Genomic DNA, 14881 nt, shown 5'->3' on the forward strand with positions numbered 1-14881 from the left:
CATGTCAGATCCGAGTCAGACCCCCGCCGTGTCCGAGCCAGCCACAGGGCCCACGGGGCACGAGTTGCTCATCCTCACCGGGATGAGCGGCGCCGGCCGCACGAGTGCAGCCAACGTGCTCGAGGACGCGCAGTGGTACGTCATCGACAACCTGCCGCCGCAGATGTTGTCGGCCATGGCCGAGTTGCTCGCGGGCCGTTCCGAGAAGGCGCCGATGAAGTTGGCCGCGGTCGTCGACGTGCGGGCCCGCACCTTCTTCACCGACTTCCGGGACGGCCTCGACCGGCTCCGTGACGAGGGCTGGCGGCCGCTGGTGCTGTTCATGGACGCCACCGACGAGGCGTTGGTGCGACGGTTCGAGTCGGTGCGCCGTCCGCACCCGTTGCAGGGGGAGGGACGCCTGCTCGACGGCATCCAGACCGAGCGTGAGGTGCTGCGCGAATTGCGCGCCAACGCCGACGTGATCATCGACACCAGCGGCCTCAACGTGCATCAGTTGAGTGCGAAGGTGCGTCAGTTCCTCGGCCCGAGCGACCACCAGGTCGCGCTCCGGGTCGCGGTGCTGTCGTTCGGGTTCAAGTACGGCATCCCGCTCGACGCCGACATCGTGTTCGACATGCGGTTCCTGCCCAACCCGTTCTGGAACCCGGAGTTACGTCCGTTCACCGGCCAGGACCAGGTGGTGTCCGACTTCGTGCTGTCCCAGGACGGAGCGACCGAGTTTCTCGACCGCGCCGAGGCCATGCTCGAACCCGTGCTGCGCGGCTACCTGCGTGAAGGACGCAGTTACGCGACGATCGCGTTCGGCTGCACCGGCGGCAAGCACCGGTCGGTTGCAATGGCCGAGGCGTTGCGCAGCCGACTCGACGCCGACCCCGACATCCGCGCGGTCGTCGTGCACCGCGACCTCGGCCGTGAGTGACCCTCGATGACCCCAGCACCCATCCCCGGTGTCGGCGCCGGGATCAACCTGCGTCCGCGCGTCGCTGCGCTCGGCGGCGGCCACGGCCTGTCGGCCTCCCTGCAGGCGCTGCAACTGGTGACCGACCGGATCACCGCGATCGTCACGGTCGCCGACGACGGCGGCTCCAGCGGACGGCTGCGTGAGGAGTTCGACATCCTGCCGCCCGGTGACCTGCGGATGGCGTTGGCGGCGTTGTGCGACACCACCGAGTGGGGGCAACAGTGGGCCGACGCACTGCAACACCGCTTCGCCGGTGACGGCCCGCTCGGCGGGCACGCCCTCGGCAACCTGATCATCGCCTCGCTGTGGGATCTGCTCGGCGACCCGGTCGCCGGTCTCGACCTGGTGGGGCGCCTGCTCGGTGCCCGCGGACGCGTGCTGCCGATGTCGACGGAGCCGCTGCAGATCCGCGCGATGGTGGCAGGTGTGCACCCCGACCGCGACGACGACGTGAGCGAGGTCGTCGGGCAGGCGCAGGTGGCCACCACCCCCGGTCGGGTGCAGTCGATCCGGCTCGTGCCCGACCCACCGTTGGCCTGCCGCGAGGCGGTCGACGCGATCCACGACGCGGAGTGGGTGGTGCTGGGGCCTGGCTCGTGGTTCACCTCGGTGATGCCACACCTCGCGGTGCCCGACCTGCGCGAGGCGCTCGTGCAGACCCGCGCCAAGCGTCTGCTGACGCTCAACGTGGTCAACAGCGGCGAGACCGAAGGATTCACCGCGGCCGACCACCTGCAGGTGATGGTCGAGCACGCCCCGGAACTGCACTTCGATACCGTGCTCGCCGACGCGTCCGCCGTCGCCGGACAGGAACAGCAGTTGCGCAGCGCGGCCGAGTCGGTCGGCGCCGAGCTCGTGCTGAAAACGGTGGCCAACCCGCAGCGTCCGGGCACTCACGACGTACTCTTGCTCGCTGCTGCGTATCGCGACATCGTCGGTTGACCCCGACTTCCTCCGGACGCACACAGTTCACACAGGATCAACCAGCACGTCGCACGGGCGCCACGAACGCACCGGCGGCGGTGAGAGGATTGCCGCCATGGCGATGACATCCGCGGTCAAGGACGAACTCAGCCGACTGCCGGTCGCCAAGACCTGCTGCCGCAAGGCCGAGGTGTCCGCGATCCTGCGGTTCGCCGGTGGTCTGCACATCGTCGGTGGCCGCATCGTCATCGAGGCCGAACTCGACACCGCGAACGCCGCACGCCGCCTGCGCAAGGACATCACCGACCTCTACGGCCAGGTGCCCGAGGTCGTCGTGATGAGCGCCGGTGGCATTCGTCGCACCAGCCGCTACGTCGTGCGGGTCAGCCAGGACGGCGAGGCCCTGGCCCGTCAGACGGGCTTGATCGACAGCCGTGGCCGCCCCGTTCGCGGCCTGCCGCCGCGGGTGGTCAACGGGTCGATCTGCGACGCCGAGGCCGCCTGGCGCGGTGCGTTCCTCGCCCACGGTTCGCTCACCGAGCCGGGCCGCTCGTCGGCCCTGGAGGTCACCTGCCCGGGCCCGGAGGCCGCCTTGGCGCTCGTCGGTGCGGCCCGCCGGCTCGGCATCGCGAGCAAGGCGCGCGAGGTGCGCGGCGTCGACCGTGTGGTCATCCGCGACGGCGACGCGATCAGCCAACTGCTCACCCGGCTCGGTGCTCACGACTGCGTGCTGTCCTGGGAGGAGCGCCGGATGCGGCGCGAGGTGCGCGCGACGGCCAACCGGCTCGCCAACTTCGACGACGCCAACCTGCGCCGTTCGGCCCGTGCCGCGGTCGCCGCGGGCGCGCGGGTGGGGCGCGCGATGGAGATCCTCGGCGACGAGGTGCCCGACCACCTGGCGCACGCCGGACAACTGCGTCTGCAGCACAAGCAGGCGAGCCTGGAAGAGCTCGGGCAGCTGTCCCAGCCGACGATGACCAAGGACGCCGTGGCCGGCCGCATCCGGCGGCTGCTGGCGATGGCCGACAAGAAGGCCGAGGAGCTCGGCATCCCCGGCACCGAGGCCGGGCTGACCCCGGACATGCTCGACGGGGAGTGAGCCCCACCCGTCGACCTACCGGCTGACCCGGTCGTGTTCCGGATGTCCAGATCTCGACGACCTGAGTGCGGTTACTTGCCGGTCATCCCCTAGGGTCGGTGGCGACACCCCGCGAGGTTCTCGGCTCGCCGTGATGCTTCGTAGGGACCACGTCCGATGTTCGGAAACAGACTCCCAGGAAGGGATGGCTCACCGTGACCGTCCGTGTAGGAATCAATGGCTTTGGCCGTATCGGCCGCAACTTCTTCCGGGCCGTCGTGGCCTCCGGAGCCGACGTCGAGGTGGTGGCGGTCAACGACCTGACCGACAACCAGACGCTGGCCCACCTGCTCAAGTACGACTCGATCCTCGGCCGCTTCGACGGCGAGGTCACGTACGACGACGAGTCGATCACCGCCAACGGCAAGCAGATCAAGGCGTTCGCCGAGAAGGACCCGTCGGCGCTGCCGTGGAAGGACCTCGGCGTCGACGTCGTCGTCGAGTCGACCGGCTTCTTCACCGACGCCACCAAGGCCCAGGCCCACATCGACGCCGGTGCGAAGAAGGTCATCATCTCCGCGCCCGCCAAGAACGAGGACATCACGATCGTGATGGGCGTCAACGACGGCTTGTACGACGCGAAGTCGCACAACATCATCAGCAACGCGTCCTGCACCACCAACTGCCTCGCGCCGATGGCCAAGGCCCTCAACGACGCGATCGGCATCGAGCGCGGCCTGATGACCACCATCCACGCCTACACCCAGGACCAGAACCTGCAGGACGCCCCGCACAAGGACCTGCGCCGTGCGCGCGCTGCCGCGCTGAACGTCGTGCCGACAACCACCGGCGCGGCGAAGGCCGTGGCGCTGGTGCTGCCGGAGCTCAAGGGCAAGCTCGACGGTTTCGCGATGCGCGTGCCGACCCCGACCGGTTCGGCCACCGACCTCACCTTCGTTGCCTCCAAGGAGGTCACGGTCGAAGAGGTCAACGCCGCCGTGAAGTCGGCCGCCGAAGGCGCGCTCAAGGGCTACCTGGTCTACACCGAAGACCCGATCGTCTCCAAGGACATCGAGACCGACCCGGCGTCCTGCATCTTCGACGCAGACCTCACCAAGGTCAGCGGCAACCTGGTCAAGGTCGTTGGTTGGTACGACAACGAGTGGGGTTACTCCAACCGCCTCGTCGACCTCGTGAAGCTCGTCGGTAAGGACCTCTGAGCCGATGCGCACGATCGATGACCTGGGTGACCTGAAGGGCAAGAAGGTGCTGCTGCGCAGCGACCTGAACGTCCCGCTCGACGGCCGCACGATCACCGACGACGGACGCATCCGCGCGTCCGTGCCGACGATCGAGAAGCTGACCGGGCAGGGCGCCCAGGTCATCGTGTGCGCCCACCTCGGGCGGCCCAAGGGTGCGCCCGAGGAGAAGTACTCCCTCGCGCCGGTAGCGCAGCGACTGGGCGAACTGATCGGCAAACCGGTGGCGTTCGCGTCCGACACCGTCGGCGAGTCGGCCAAGGAGAAGGTCGCCGCGTTGCAGGACGGCGAGGTCGTGTTGCTCGAGAACCTCCGGTTCAACCCGGGGGAGACCAGCAAGGACGACGCGGAGCGTTCCGCGTTCGCAAGTGAACTCGCTTCTCTGGCAGACGTTTTCGTCAGTGACGGCTTCGGTGTCGTGCACCGCGCGCAGGCGTCGGTCTACGACATCGCCCAGCTGCTGCCGCACGCCGCCGGCGGACTGGTGCAGGCCGAGGTCGAGGTGCTCAAGCGCCTCACCGACGAGCCGCAGCGCCCGTACGCGGTGGTGCTCGGTGGCGCGAAGGTCAGCGACAAGCTCGGTGTGATCGAGAACCTCCTGAAGACCGCCGACCAGCTCGTCATCGGCGGCGGCATGGTGTTCACCTTCCTCGCCGCCCAAGGGCACGAGGTCGGCAAGAGCCTGCTGGAGAAGGACCAGATCGACACCGTCAAGGGTTACCTCGACGAGGCGAAGGCCAAGGGCGTCGAGATCGTGCTCCCGACCGACATCGTGGCTGCCACGGAGTTCTCGGCCGACGCCGACCACGAGGTCGTCGCCGCCGACGCGATCCCCGCCGACCGGATGGGCCTCGACATCGGGCCGGAATCCGGCAGGGCGTTCGCCGAGGTCGTGCGCGCGGCGAAGACGGTCTTCTGGAACGGCCCGATGGGTGCGTTCGAGATGGAGCCCTATGCGGCCGGCACCAAGGCGGTCGCCGAGGCCGTGGCGGAGGCCACGAAGCAGGGCGCGCTGACCGTCATCGGCGGCGGCGACTCCGCCGCCGCGGTGCGTCAGCTCGGTTTCGCCGACGACGACTTCACCCACATCTCCACGGGTGGCGGCGCCAGCCTCGAGTACCTCGAGGGCAAAGAACTGCCCGGTCTGTCGGTGCTCGACAACTGATGCCCGGCCCATACCCACGCACGATCCACGGAGTTCGACATGGCTGACGCCCGCACCCCCCTCATCGCCGGCAACTGGAAGATGAACCTCGACCACCAGCAGGGCACCGTCCTGGTGCAGAAGTTGGACTGGACGCTGCGTGACGGCAAGCACGACTTCGACCAGGTCGAGGTCGCGGTGATCCCGCCGTTCACCGCCCTGCGTTCGGTGCAGACCCTCATCGACGGCGACAAGCTGAAGCTCAAGCTCGGCGCGCAAGACCTCAGCCAGCACGACGAGGGCGCCTACACCGGTGACATCGCGGGCGTGTTCCTGCGCAAGCTGGGCTGCGAGTACGTGGTCGTCGGACACTCCGAGCGTCGCGAGTACCACGCCGAGACCGACGAGGTCGTCGCCGCGAAGGTGAAGGCTGCCTACAAGAACGACCTCACCCCGATCCTGTGCGTGGGCGAGAAGTTGGAGACCCGCAAGGCGGGCGAGCAGGTCGAGTTCGTGCTCGCGCAGGTGCGCGCCGCCCTCGACGGCCTGCCCGCGACGCAGGCCGAGTCGATCGTCATCGCCTACGAGCCGGTGTGGGCGATCGGCACCGGCGAGGTGGCCACCCCGGCCGATGCCCAGGAGGTCTGCGGCGCGATCCGCGGCGAGCTGGCATCGCTCTACGACCAGAAGCTGGCCGACGGGGTGCGGGTGCTCTACGGCGGTTCGGTGAAGTCGGGCAATGTCGCCTCGATCATGGCCGAGCAGGACGTCGACGGCGCGCTGGTGGGTGGTGCCAGCATCGACCCGACCGAGTTCGCGACGATCTGCCGGTACAAGCAGCACCACGGCGGCTCCTGACCGCGTCCAACGGTGGATCGTCGTCGTCCTGGCAACGACGATCCACCTTTCGGCAACGGAGATGGCCCGACGCGCCCGCGGGCCGGGCAATCGGAGCTGCCACGCCGATGCCGTAAAGTTGGACGGGTTGCCGCCACCCGAGGTGGCCGCAAGTGGCGGACAAGATGTTTTCGACGAAGGTGAGTTCCTGACGTGGATGCGATGCGGATCGCGTTGCAGGTGCTGGTGGTCCTCAGCAGCTTCTTCCTGGTGCTGCTGATCCTGATGCACAAAGGCAAGGGCGGCGGTCTGTCCGACATGTTCGGTGGCGGCGTCAGCAGCAACCTGGGCGGTTCGTCGGTCGCCGAGAAGAACCTCAACCGGCTCACCGTGATCGCCGGGCTCATCTGGATCGGCGCGATCGTCGGTCTGGGTCTCATCGCGCGCTTCAGCGCCTGAATCGAATCGGACGAGAAGGAGTCACGTCGTGGCAGGTGGAAACGCAATTCGGGGCAGCCGGGTCGGTGCCGGTCCGATGGGCGAGGCGGAGCGCGGCGAGGCCGCACCCCGCGTCATCGTGTCGTACTGGTGCTCCAACGGGCACGAGACCAAGCCCAGCTTCGCGCAGGAGCCCGGCATGGTCGTCCCCGAGCAGTGGGACTGCCCGCGCTGCGGGTTCCCGGCCGGCCAGGACAAGGACAACCCGCCGGCTCCGCCGAAGGCCGAGCCCTACAAGACGCATCTCGCCTACGTGAAGGAGCGCCGCTCCGACGCCGAGGGTGCCGTGATCCTCGACGAAGCCCTGGGGGCGCTGCGCGAGCGCGGCCTCATCAAGTAACAGCAGGAACTTCTACCAGCCCCGCCGAGCTCGGCGGGGCTGGTTTGCTTCTGCCGTCCGAGCGCCGGACGCAGGCAGCGGTCAGCAGCGCCCGATCACCGCGAACATCGTGACGGACATGAACGCCTCGTCGCGACCCGCAGCGGGCGACCACTGCATCGACGAGTTGCTGCGCGTCGGCGGCTCTCAGGAACCCGTCCGCGACCGCCCGGCTACTTGCGGGCCGCCCCGGCGAGGTCGAGGTGCTTGAGGGCCCGCCGGTAGACCTCGTCCTTGTCCAGGTGCCGCAGTTCCTCGCTCAGCGCCTGAGCGGTGGTCGGACGCGGCAACGGGAACGGACGCGGCTGCTGCCCCGGCTGGGTCAGCGTCGCCTGGCTGGTCTCGGCGGCGCGTTCGAGCACGATCGGGCCGCTCGCCCGATCCAGCCGCACGCTCATCAGCCCGACTCCCGCCGGACCGTCGATGCGTTCCACCGGGCAGCGCAGCCGCACCCCGAGCCACGCGGCGATGAGGTCGGCACTGGCCGAGTCGGACGCACCCTTGACCGTGACCGACTGCACCGACTCGAACGGCATCTGGTCGAGTGCGGTGGCCAGCAGGGCGCGCCACCGGGTGGTGCGCGACCACGCCATGTCGGTGTCACCGGGGGAGTAGTTGTCGGCGCGCACCCGCAGCGCACGCCGCGGGCCGGGAGCCAACGACACGTCGGTGATGCGTCGACCGGCGAGCATGCCCACCGACGAGCCGGCGAGGTCCTTCTCGCCCTCACCCGGCCACCAGGCGACCACCGCGGAGTCGGGCAGCAGCAACGGTGTGACGACGCTGCCGGCGTGCGACGCGAGTTCGCCGAAGCTGCGCATGACCACCAGTTCGCTCACGCCGGCGTCACCGCCGACCCGCACCTGCGCGTCGAGTCGGCTGGCCGTGCGGCCCGAGCCGCGCACCAGCGCGAGGATGCGGCTCGGGTGCTCCCGGCTCGCCTCCGCGGCAGCGTCGACGGCCGCGTCGGCGTTGTCCTCGTCGGTGACGACGATGAGCGTCATCACCCGGCCGAGCGTGACGGCGCCGACCTGGGAGCGCAGCCGCACCAGTGCCTTGGAGATGTCGCGGGTGGTGCAGTCGGGCAGATCGGCGATCACGGGGTCCTCCAGACGCGTCCGTCGAGACGCAGCATCGTGTCGGCGGTGGTCGGCCCCCAGCTGCCGGCGGCGTACGGCGCCGGCTTGCCGTGGCGGTCCCAGTAGCGTTCGACCGGGTCGAGGATCTGCCAGGACAGGTCGACCTCCTCGTGCCGCGGGAACAGCGGCGGGTCGCCGAGCAGCACGTCGAGGATGAGCCGCTCGTAGGCCTCCGGGCTCGACTCGGTGAACGCGGTGCCGTAACCGAAGTCCATCGTGACGTCGCGCAACTCCATCGAGCCCGCACCGGGCACCTTCGACCCGAACCTGATCGTCACGCCCTCGTCGGGCTGCACCCGGATCACGATCGCGTTCTGGCCGAGTTCCTCGGTGGAGGTCTCGTTGAACGGAAGGTGCGGTGCTCGCTTGAAGACGACCGCGATCTCGGTGACCCGCTTGCCGAGCCGCTTGCCGGTGCGCAGGTAGAACGGCACCCCCGCCCAGCGGCGGGTGGCGATCTCGAGCTTCATCGCGGCGTACGTCTCGGTCTTGGAGTCGGGCGCGATGCCGTCCTCCTCCAGGAACCCGGTGACCTTCTCCGAGCCCTGCCAGCCGGCGGTGTACTGCCCGCGGGCCGTGTGCTTACCGAGGTCGGACGGCAACCGCACCGCCGCGAGAATCTTCTCCTTCTCGGTGCGAAGAGCCTTGGCGGAGAAGGAGTTCGGTTGCTCCATAGCGGTGATCGCGAGCAATTGGAGCAGGTGGTTCTGGATGACGTCGCGGGCGGCGCCGATGCCGTCGTAGTAGCCCGCGCGGCCGCCGATGCCGATGTCCTCGGCCATGGTGATCTGCACGTGGTCGACGTAGTTGCTGTTCCAGACCGGCTCGAACAGCTGGTTGGCGAAGCGCAGCGCCAGGATGTTCTGCACCGTCTCCTTGCCCAGGTAGTGGTCGATCCGGAAGACCGAGTCGGTGGGGAAGACCGCACCCACGATGTCGTTGAGTTCGCGGGCGCTGTCGCGGTCGTGGCCGAACGGCTTCTCGATGACCACACGGCGCCACGTGTCGGCCCGCGGCGTCGACAGCCCGGAGCGCTCCAACTGCTGGCACACGGTGCCGAAGGCGGCCGGCGGGATCGACAGGTAGAAGGCGTGGTTGCCCCCGGTGCCGCGCTCCTCGTCGAGTTCGCTCACCGTGCGGGCGAGTTCGTCGAAGGCCTCGTCGTCGTCGAACGAGCCGGGCACGAAGCGCAGGCCCTTGCTCATGTCACGCCAGACGTCTTCGGAGAAACCGGTGCGGGCACCCGCCTGCACTGCTTCCTTCACGATTCGATCGAAGTCCTGGTCTTCCCAGTCGCGCCGGGCGAACCCGACGAGGGAGAAGCTGGGGGAGAGCAGGCCGCGGTTGTAGAGGTCGTAGATCGCGGGGAGCAGCTTCTTGCGGGCGAGGTCGCCGGTGACGCCGAACATCACCATGCTGCACGGACCCGCGATCCGCGGGAGGCGGCGGTCGGCCGCCTCCCGCAGCGGGTTGATCCCGCGTGCGACGCGGGCCGGGCTCACTTGGCGCCCGAAGTCGCCGCGCGCAACGCCTGGGTCAGCGCGCTCAGCGCTTCCTCGGTGTCTGCGAGGTGCAGCCGCAGCACGGGGCGACCCTTGTCGGCGAGCACCTTCGCGTCACCGGCGGCCTGAGCCGCGACGAAGTCACCGAAGGTGAAGTCGCGACCGGGCACCGCGAGGTCTTCGCGCGGTGCCGTGGTGATCTGCAGGTAGACCCCGTTGGCCGGGCCGCCCTTGTGGTACTGCCCGGTGGAGTGCAGGAAGCGCGGACCCCAGCCGAACGTGACCGGACGACCGAGCGACCGGGCGATCGGCACGCGCAGGTCGGCCAGCGACCGCTCCGCGATGCGGTCGAGGTAGGCCATCACCGTGAGATAGCCGTCCTGGGGCACCTGCGCGAACAGCGCCGCCAGGGCCTCGCCGACGGTGCCGGCGGAACCGAGGAAGTCACCGGCGGCACGCACCTCGATCGAACCGTCGACGAACGCCGGGGCGTCGTCGGAGCCGGTTCCGGCATCGAGCAGATCGCGGGCGGCCTGCTTGGCCGACTCGACGTCGGGCTGGTCGAACGGGTTGATCCCGATGAGCCGTCCGGCAGCCGCAACGGCGACCTCCCAGAGCAGGAAGGAACCACCGAGCGATCCGGCGACGGACACCGAGTCACCCTCGGCCGCAGCCGAACCCGAGTCGGCGACCAGGTTGACGTACAGCTCGTCGGCGGTCTGCGGCGACGGTGGCGTCGCGCCGACGACGACCGGCAGCAGGCCCTTACCGAGCTTGCCGGTGCTCTCGGCGATGAGCTGCTCGGCCCAGTCGCCGAAGCCCACGGCCGAGGTGCCGGCATCGATGAGCACGATCTTGTCGCGCAACGGGGAGGTGCCGCCGAGGGCCGCGCCGAGTTGCAGGCCGGGGTTCGACGCGTCGTCGGCCGCGAGCACCTGCACCGCAGCGGACGCCTCGTCGAGCAACGCCGCCACATCGGTGCCGGCGAGCCCGCTCGGCACCAGGCCGAACGCCGTGAGCGCCGAGTAGCGGCCGCCGACGTTCGGGTCGGCGTTGATGACCGTGAAGCCGTCCTTGCGCGACTGCTCGTCGAGCGGGCTGCCCGGGTCGGTGACGACCACGATGCGTTCGGTCGGGTCGATGCCGGCCTTGGTGAACGCGTCGATGTACGCGCGCCGCTGGGAGTCGGTCTCGACGGTCGAACCCGACTTCGACGACACCACGACGACCGTCTGCTCCAGGCGGTCCTCGAGGCTGGCGCGCACCATGTCGGGCTGCGAACTGTCGAGCACGGTGATCGGCACGCCCGCGGTGGCGCAGATGACCTCCGGCGCCAGCGACGAGCCGCCCATGCCGCACAGCACGACGTGGTCGACACCCTTGTCGTTCAACGACTTCCGCAGATTCTCGATCTGCTCGACCAGCGGACGAGAGGACTCACCGAGCCCGACCCAGGACAGTCGCTTGGCTGCTTCGGACTCCGCGTCCGGGCCCCACAGCGTGGCGTCCTGTGCGAACAGGCGCGAAGCGAACTTCTCGGCGACGAGGTCGCCGACGTGCTGCTCCACGGCCTGGGCGGCGGCGCCGCCGGCCGTGACCTGGAGGTCGCTCACTTGGTGGCCGCCTTGTCGAGCTCGCCCTTGACGGAGTCGAGAAGTTCGCCCCAGCTGTCCTCGAACTTGCTGACGCCTTCGTCCTCGAGCACCTTCACGACGTCGTTGTAGTCGACACCCGCGGCGTCGAGCTGGGCGAGCACCTCGCGCGCGTTGTCGTAGTTGCCGGTGACCTGGTCGCCCGCAACCTCGGCGTGGTCGGCGACCGCATCGAGGGTCTTCGGCGGCATCGTGTTGACCGTGTTGTCGACCGCGAGGTCGACGACGTACATCGTGTCCTTGTACTCCGGGTTCTTCACTCCGGTGGAGGCCCACAACGGACGCTGCACGTGGGCGCCGTCGTCGGCGAGCGACTGCCAGCGCGGGGTCGAGAAGACCTCCTCGAAGGCCTGGTAGGCCAGGCGCGCGTTCGCGACACCCGCCTTGCCCTTCAGGGCTGCGGCGTCGTCGGAACCGATGGCGTCGAGACGCTTGTCGATCTCGGTGTCGACGCGGCTGACGAAGAACGAGGCGACCGAGCGGATGGTCGACAGGTCGTGGCCGTTGGCCTTGGCCTGCTCCAGGCCCTCCAGGTAGGCGTTCATCACCTGGCGGTAGCGGTCGATGGAGAAGATGAGCGTCACGTTGACGCTGATGCCCTCGGCCAGGGTGGCGGTGATCGCAGGCAGACCCTCGACCGTCGCGGGGATCTTGATCATCGCGTTGGCGCGGTCGACGGTGCCCCAGAGCTTCTTGGCGCTGGCGGTGGTGCCCTCGGTGTCACGGGCGAGACGCGGGTCGACCTCGATCGAGACGCGGCCGTCCTGGCCGTTGCTGGCGTCGTAGACCGACTTGAGCTGGTCGCAGGCGTTGCGGACGTCGGTGGTGGTGATCTCGAAGACCGCCTCGTCGACGTCGGCGCCCTGAGCGGCGAGGTCCTTCACCTGCTCGTCGTACGCGGCGCCGTCCTTGAGGGCCGTCGCGAAGATCGTCGGGTTCGTGGTGACACCCACGACCGACTTCTCCTCGACGAGCTCGGTGAGCTCACCCTGCTCGAGCATGGTGCGGTTGAGATCGTCGAGCCAGATGGAGACCCCGACCTCGGACAGAGCCTTGGTGTTGCTGTTCGTCATGTCGTTTCCTCTCGGGAATCGAATGGGGGAGTTGAAATCTCTGGGTTACGCAGCGGCTGACCGAGTTGCGGTCAGTGTGCCTTGCTCAGGGGCCAGACCGGGACCTCGACGTCGACACCGGGGGTGGCGTCGCCGGCGGCGTCCTGGATCGACTCGTTCGCCGCGGCCACGACGTGGTCGGGGGTGATGCCGAACTTCTTCAGCACAAGCGCACCGTCGGCGGACGAGCCGAAGTGCTCGATCGAGACGCAGCGTCCGGCGTCACCGACGTAGCGGTGCCACGGCATCGAGATTCCGGCTTCGACGCTGACCCGGGCCTTGACGGCCGGGGGCAGCACCTCGTCGCGGTACGACTTCGGCTGCTTCTCGAACCACTCCAGGCACGGAGCCGAGACGACGCGGGCAGCAACGCCCTTGTCCGCCAACGACTTACGTGCTTCGAGCGCGACCGGCACCTCGGACCCACTGGCGATCAGGATCACGTCCGGGGTTCCTTCCGTGTCGGCGAGAACATAGGCACCCTTTGCAACGTTCTCGGCGGACGCGTATTCCGTGCGGTCGACCGTCGGCAGCGCCTGGCGCGAGAGCGCGAGACCGGCCGGGTGGTCGGTGTGCTCCAGGATCGTGCGCCACGCGACCGCGGTCTCGTTGGCGTCGGCCGGACGCACCACGTCGAGCATCGGAATCGCGCGCAGCGCGGCGAGGTGCTCGATCGGCTGGTGGGTGGGGCCGTCCTCGCCGAGACCCACCGAGTCGTGGGTCCACACGAAGGTGACGGGGATGTTCTGCAGGGCCGCCAGGCGCACCGCCGGACGCATGTAGTCGGAGAACACCAGGAAGGTGCCGCCGTACGGACGGGTGAGGCCTTCGAGCGCAATGCCGTTGAGCGCCAACCCCATTGCGAACTCACGCACACCGAAGTGGAGCGTGCGGCCGTACGGACCGCCCGACCACTCCTTGGTCTGGCGGTCGCTCGGGATGAACGACGGCTGCCCGCCCATCGTGGTGTTGTTCGACTCGGCGAGGTCGGCCGAGCCACCCCACAACTCGGGCATCACGTCGGCGAGGGCCGTGAGCACCTTGCCCGATGCGGCGCGGGTGGCGATGCCCTTCTCGTCGGCCTCGAAGGTCGGGAACGCTTCGGCGAAACCCTCAGGCAGCTCACGCGCCACGAGCCGGTCGAGCAGCTTGGCGCCGTCGGGGTTGGCCGAGCGCCAGGCCTCGTACTTGGTGTTCCAGGCGTCGTGCGCATCCTTGCCGCGCTGCTTCACCTCGCGGGTGTGCCCGATGACCTCGTCGGTGACCTCGAAGGTCTTGCGGCCGTCGAAGCCGAGCAGCTTCTTCAGGCCGGAGATCTCCTCGTCGCCCAGCGCCGAGCCGTGCGACTTGCCCGAACCCTGCTTGGACGGTGCGGGCCACGCGATCACCGTGTTGAGGATGACCAGCGTCGGCTTGTCGGTGCTGGTCTTCGCCTTCTGCAGTGCGGCGTAAAGGGCGTCGACGTCCTCGAGGTACTCCGGGTCGGTGGTGCCGTGGTGCTTGCGCCACGGCACGTCGATGACCTCCCAGCCGTAGGCCTCGTAACGGCCCTTGACGTCCTCGGTGAACGACACGTCGGTGTCGTCCTCGATCGAGATCTGGTTCTGGTCGTAGATCGCGATGAGGTTGCCCAGCTTCTGGGTGCCGGCCAGCGAGCTCGCCTCGCCGCTCACGCCTTCCATCAGGCAGCCGTCGCCGGCGATCACGTAGATGTGGTGGTCGAACGGGCTCTCGCCTGCGGCGGCGTCGGGGTCGAGCAGGCCGCGCTGGCGGCGCTGCGCCATCGCCATGCCGACCGCCGAGGCGATGCCCGAGCCGAGTGGGCCGGTGGTGATCTCGACACCGGTGGTGTGGGTGACCTCGGGGTGGCCGGGGGTGGCCGACTCCCAGGTACGCAGCGCCTCGAGGTCTTCGAGTTCGAGGCCGTAGCCGCTGAAGTACAGCTGGATGTACTGGGTGAGGCTGGAGTGTCCGGCCGACAGCACGAAGCGGTCGCGGCCCAGCCAGTGCGGGTCGGCCGGGTCGTGGGTCATCACGTTCTGGTAGAGCAGGTACGCCGCCGGGGCGAGGCTGATCGCGGTGCCGGGGTGGCCGTTGCCGGTCTTCTGGACGGCGTCGGCGGCGAGGATGCGCGCGGTGTCGACCGCGCGGATGTCCAGGTCGCTCCAACCGACGGCGTCGGCCTTCGGAAGGGTCAGGCTGTCGTCACGACCGGCGATGGGGGAGGCGTCCGTGGTCACGTGAAGTGGCTCCTTAGAAATGGGAGACGAAGATTCCTCAAGCAGCGTAGTCCCGTCGGCACGGCAGTGGCTGCCCGCGTCTCGCGCGACAAAGGCCACACGCGAGCCACTCGCGATGGGCCCCCCGCCGAGTGTGAGACGGTTCTCAGCGCC

At 69.1% G+C, this 14881-nt stretch carries 13 protein-coding genes; 8 read left to right on the forward strand and 5 right to left on the reverse strand.

What is annotated here, in order from left to right:
* Position 1 precedes the first annotated feature (1 nt).
* The 8 genes from rapZ to DFJ65_RS10390 all read left to right on the forward strand — a co-directional run bounded on the left by rapZ (position 2) and on the right by DFJ65_RS10390 (position 7044).
* Positions 2–922, forward strand: coding sequence for an RNase adapter RapZ (gene rapZ / locus DFJ65_RS10355; RefSeq protein WP_115922955.1), 921 nt, complete (start codon positions 2–4; stop codon positions 920–922).
* Between the two features lie 6 nt (positions 923–928).
* Positions 929–1906: a gluconeogenesis factor YvcK family protein gene (locus DFJ65_RS10360; protein ID WP_115922956.1), complete on the forward strand. Its 978-nt coding sequence runs from the start codon at positions 929–931 to the stop codon at positions 1904–1906.
* A gap of 97 nt (positions 1907–2003) precedes the next feature.
* Positions 2004–2987, forward strand: coding sequence for a DNA-binding protein WhiA (gene whiA, locus DFJ65_RS10365; RefSeq protein ID WP_115922957.1), 984 nt, complete (start codon positions 2004–2006; stop codon positions 2985–2987).
* A gap of 194 nt (positions 2988–3181) precedes the next feature.
* Complete coding sequence (gene gap, locus DFJ65_RS10370) at positions 3182–4186, forward strand: type I glyceraldehyde-3-phosphate dehydrogenase (protein ID WP_115922958.1); 1005 nt, start codon at positions 3182–3184, stop codon at positions 4184–4186.
* Positions 4187–4190: 4 nt separating this feature from the next.
* Complete coding sequence (locus DFJ65_RS10375; protein WP_115922959.1) at positions 4191–5390, forward strand: phosphoglycerate kinase; 1200 nt, start codon at positions 4191–4193, stop codon at positions 5388–5390.
* Positions 5391–5429: 39 nt separating this feature from the next.
* On the forward strand, positions 5430–6227 hold the full coding sequence (tpiA, locus tag DFJ65_RS10380) for a triose-phosphate isomerase (RefSeq protein ID WP_115922960.1): 798 nt from the start codon (positions 5430–5432) through the stop codon (positions 6225–6227).
* A 192-nt stretch (positions 6228–6419) separates the two neighbouring features.
* Positions 6420–6665, forward strand: a complete 246-nt coding sequence (gene secG / locus DFJ65_RS10385) for a preprotein translocase subunit SecG (RefSeq protein ID WP_115922961.1) — start codon at positions 6420–6422, stop codon at positions 6663–6665.
* Positions 6666–6693: 28 nt separating this feature from the next.
* Positions 6694–7044, forward strand: a complete 351-nt coding sequence (locus DFJ65_RS10390) for an RNA polymerase-binding protein RbpA (RefSeq protein ID WP_115922962.1) — start codon at positions 6694–6696, stop codon at positions 7042–7044.
* A gap of 212 nt (positions 7045–7256) precedes the next feature.
* On the opposite strand, the gene DFJ65_RS10395 is transcribed toward DFJ65_RS10390, so the two are convergent.
* From DFJ65_RS10395 to tkt, 5 genes are all read right to left on the reverse strand, one after another.
* A complete protein-coding gene (locus DFJ65_RS10395; RefSeq protein WP_115922963.1) occupies positions 7257–8183 on the reverse strand; it encodes a glucose-6-phosphate dehydrogenase assembly protein OpcA in 927 nt (308 codons plus the stop codon).
* A complete protein-coding gene (gene zwf / locus DFJ65_RS10400; RefSeq protein WP_115922964.1) occupies positions 8180–9724 on the reverse strand; it encodes a glucose-6-phosphate dehydrogenase in 1545 nt (514 codons plus the stop codon). Before zwf ends, DFJ65_RS10395 begins: the two co-directional genes overlap by 4 nt.
* A complete protein-coding gene (locus DFJ65_RS10405; RefSeq protein WP_115922965.1) occupies positions 9721–11337 on the reverse strand; it encodes a glucose-6-phosphate isomerase in 1617 nt (538 codons plus the stop codon). Before DFJ65_RS10405 ends, zwf begins: the two co-directional genes overlap by 4 nt.
* On the reverse strand, positions 11334–12449 hold the full coding sequence (gene tal / locus DFJ65_RS10410; RefSeq protein ID WP_115922966.1) for a transaldolase: 1116 nt from the start codon (positions 12447–12449) through the stop codon (positions 11334–11336). The genes DFJ65_RS10405 and tal overlap by 4 nt, the downstream gene beginning before the upstream one ends.
* Before the next feature lie 71 nt (positions 12450–12520).
* Positions 12521–14728, reverse strand: a complete 2208-nt coding sequence (gene tkt, locus DFJ65_RS10415) for a transketolase (RefSeq protein ID WP_425452981.1) — start codon at positions 14726–14728, stop codon at positions 12521–12523.
* Positions 14729–14881: the final 153 nt, after the last annotated feature.

Origin of the sequence: Calidifontibacter indicus (assembly GCF_003386865.1) — a bacterium.
GTDB classification, from domain to species: Bacteria; Actinomycetota; Actinomycetes; order Actinomycetales; family Dermatophilaceae; genus Yimella; species Yimella indica.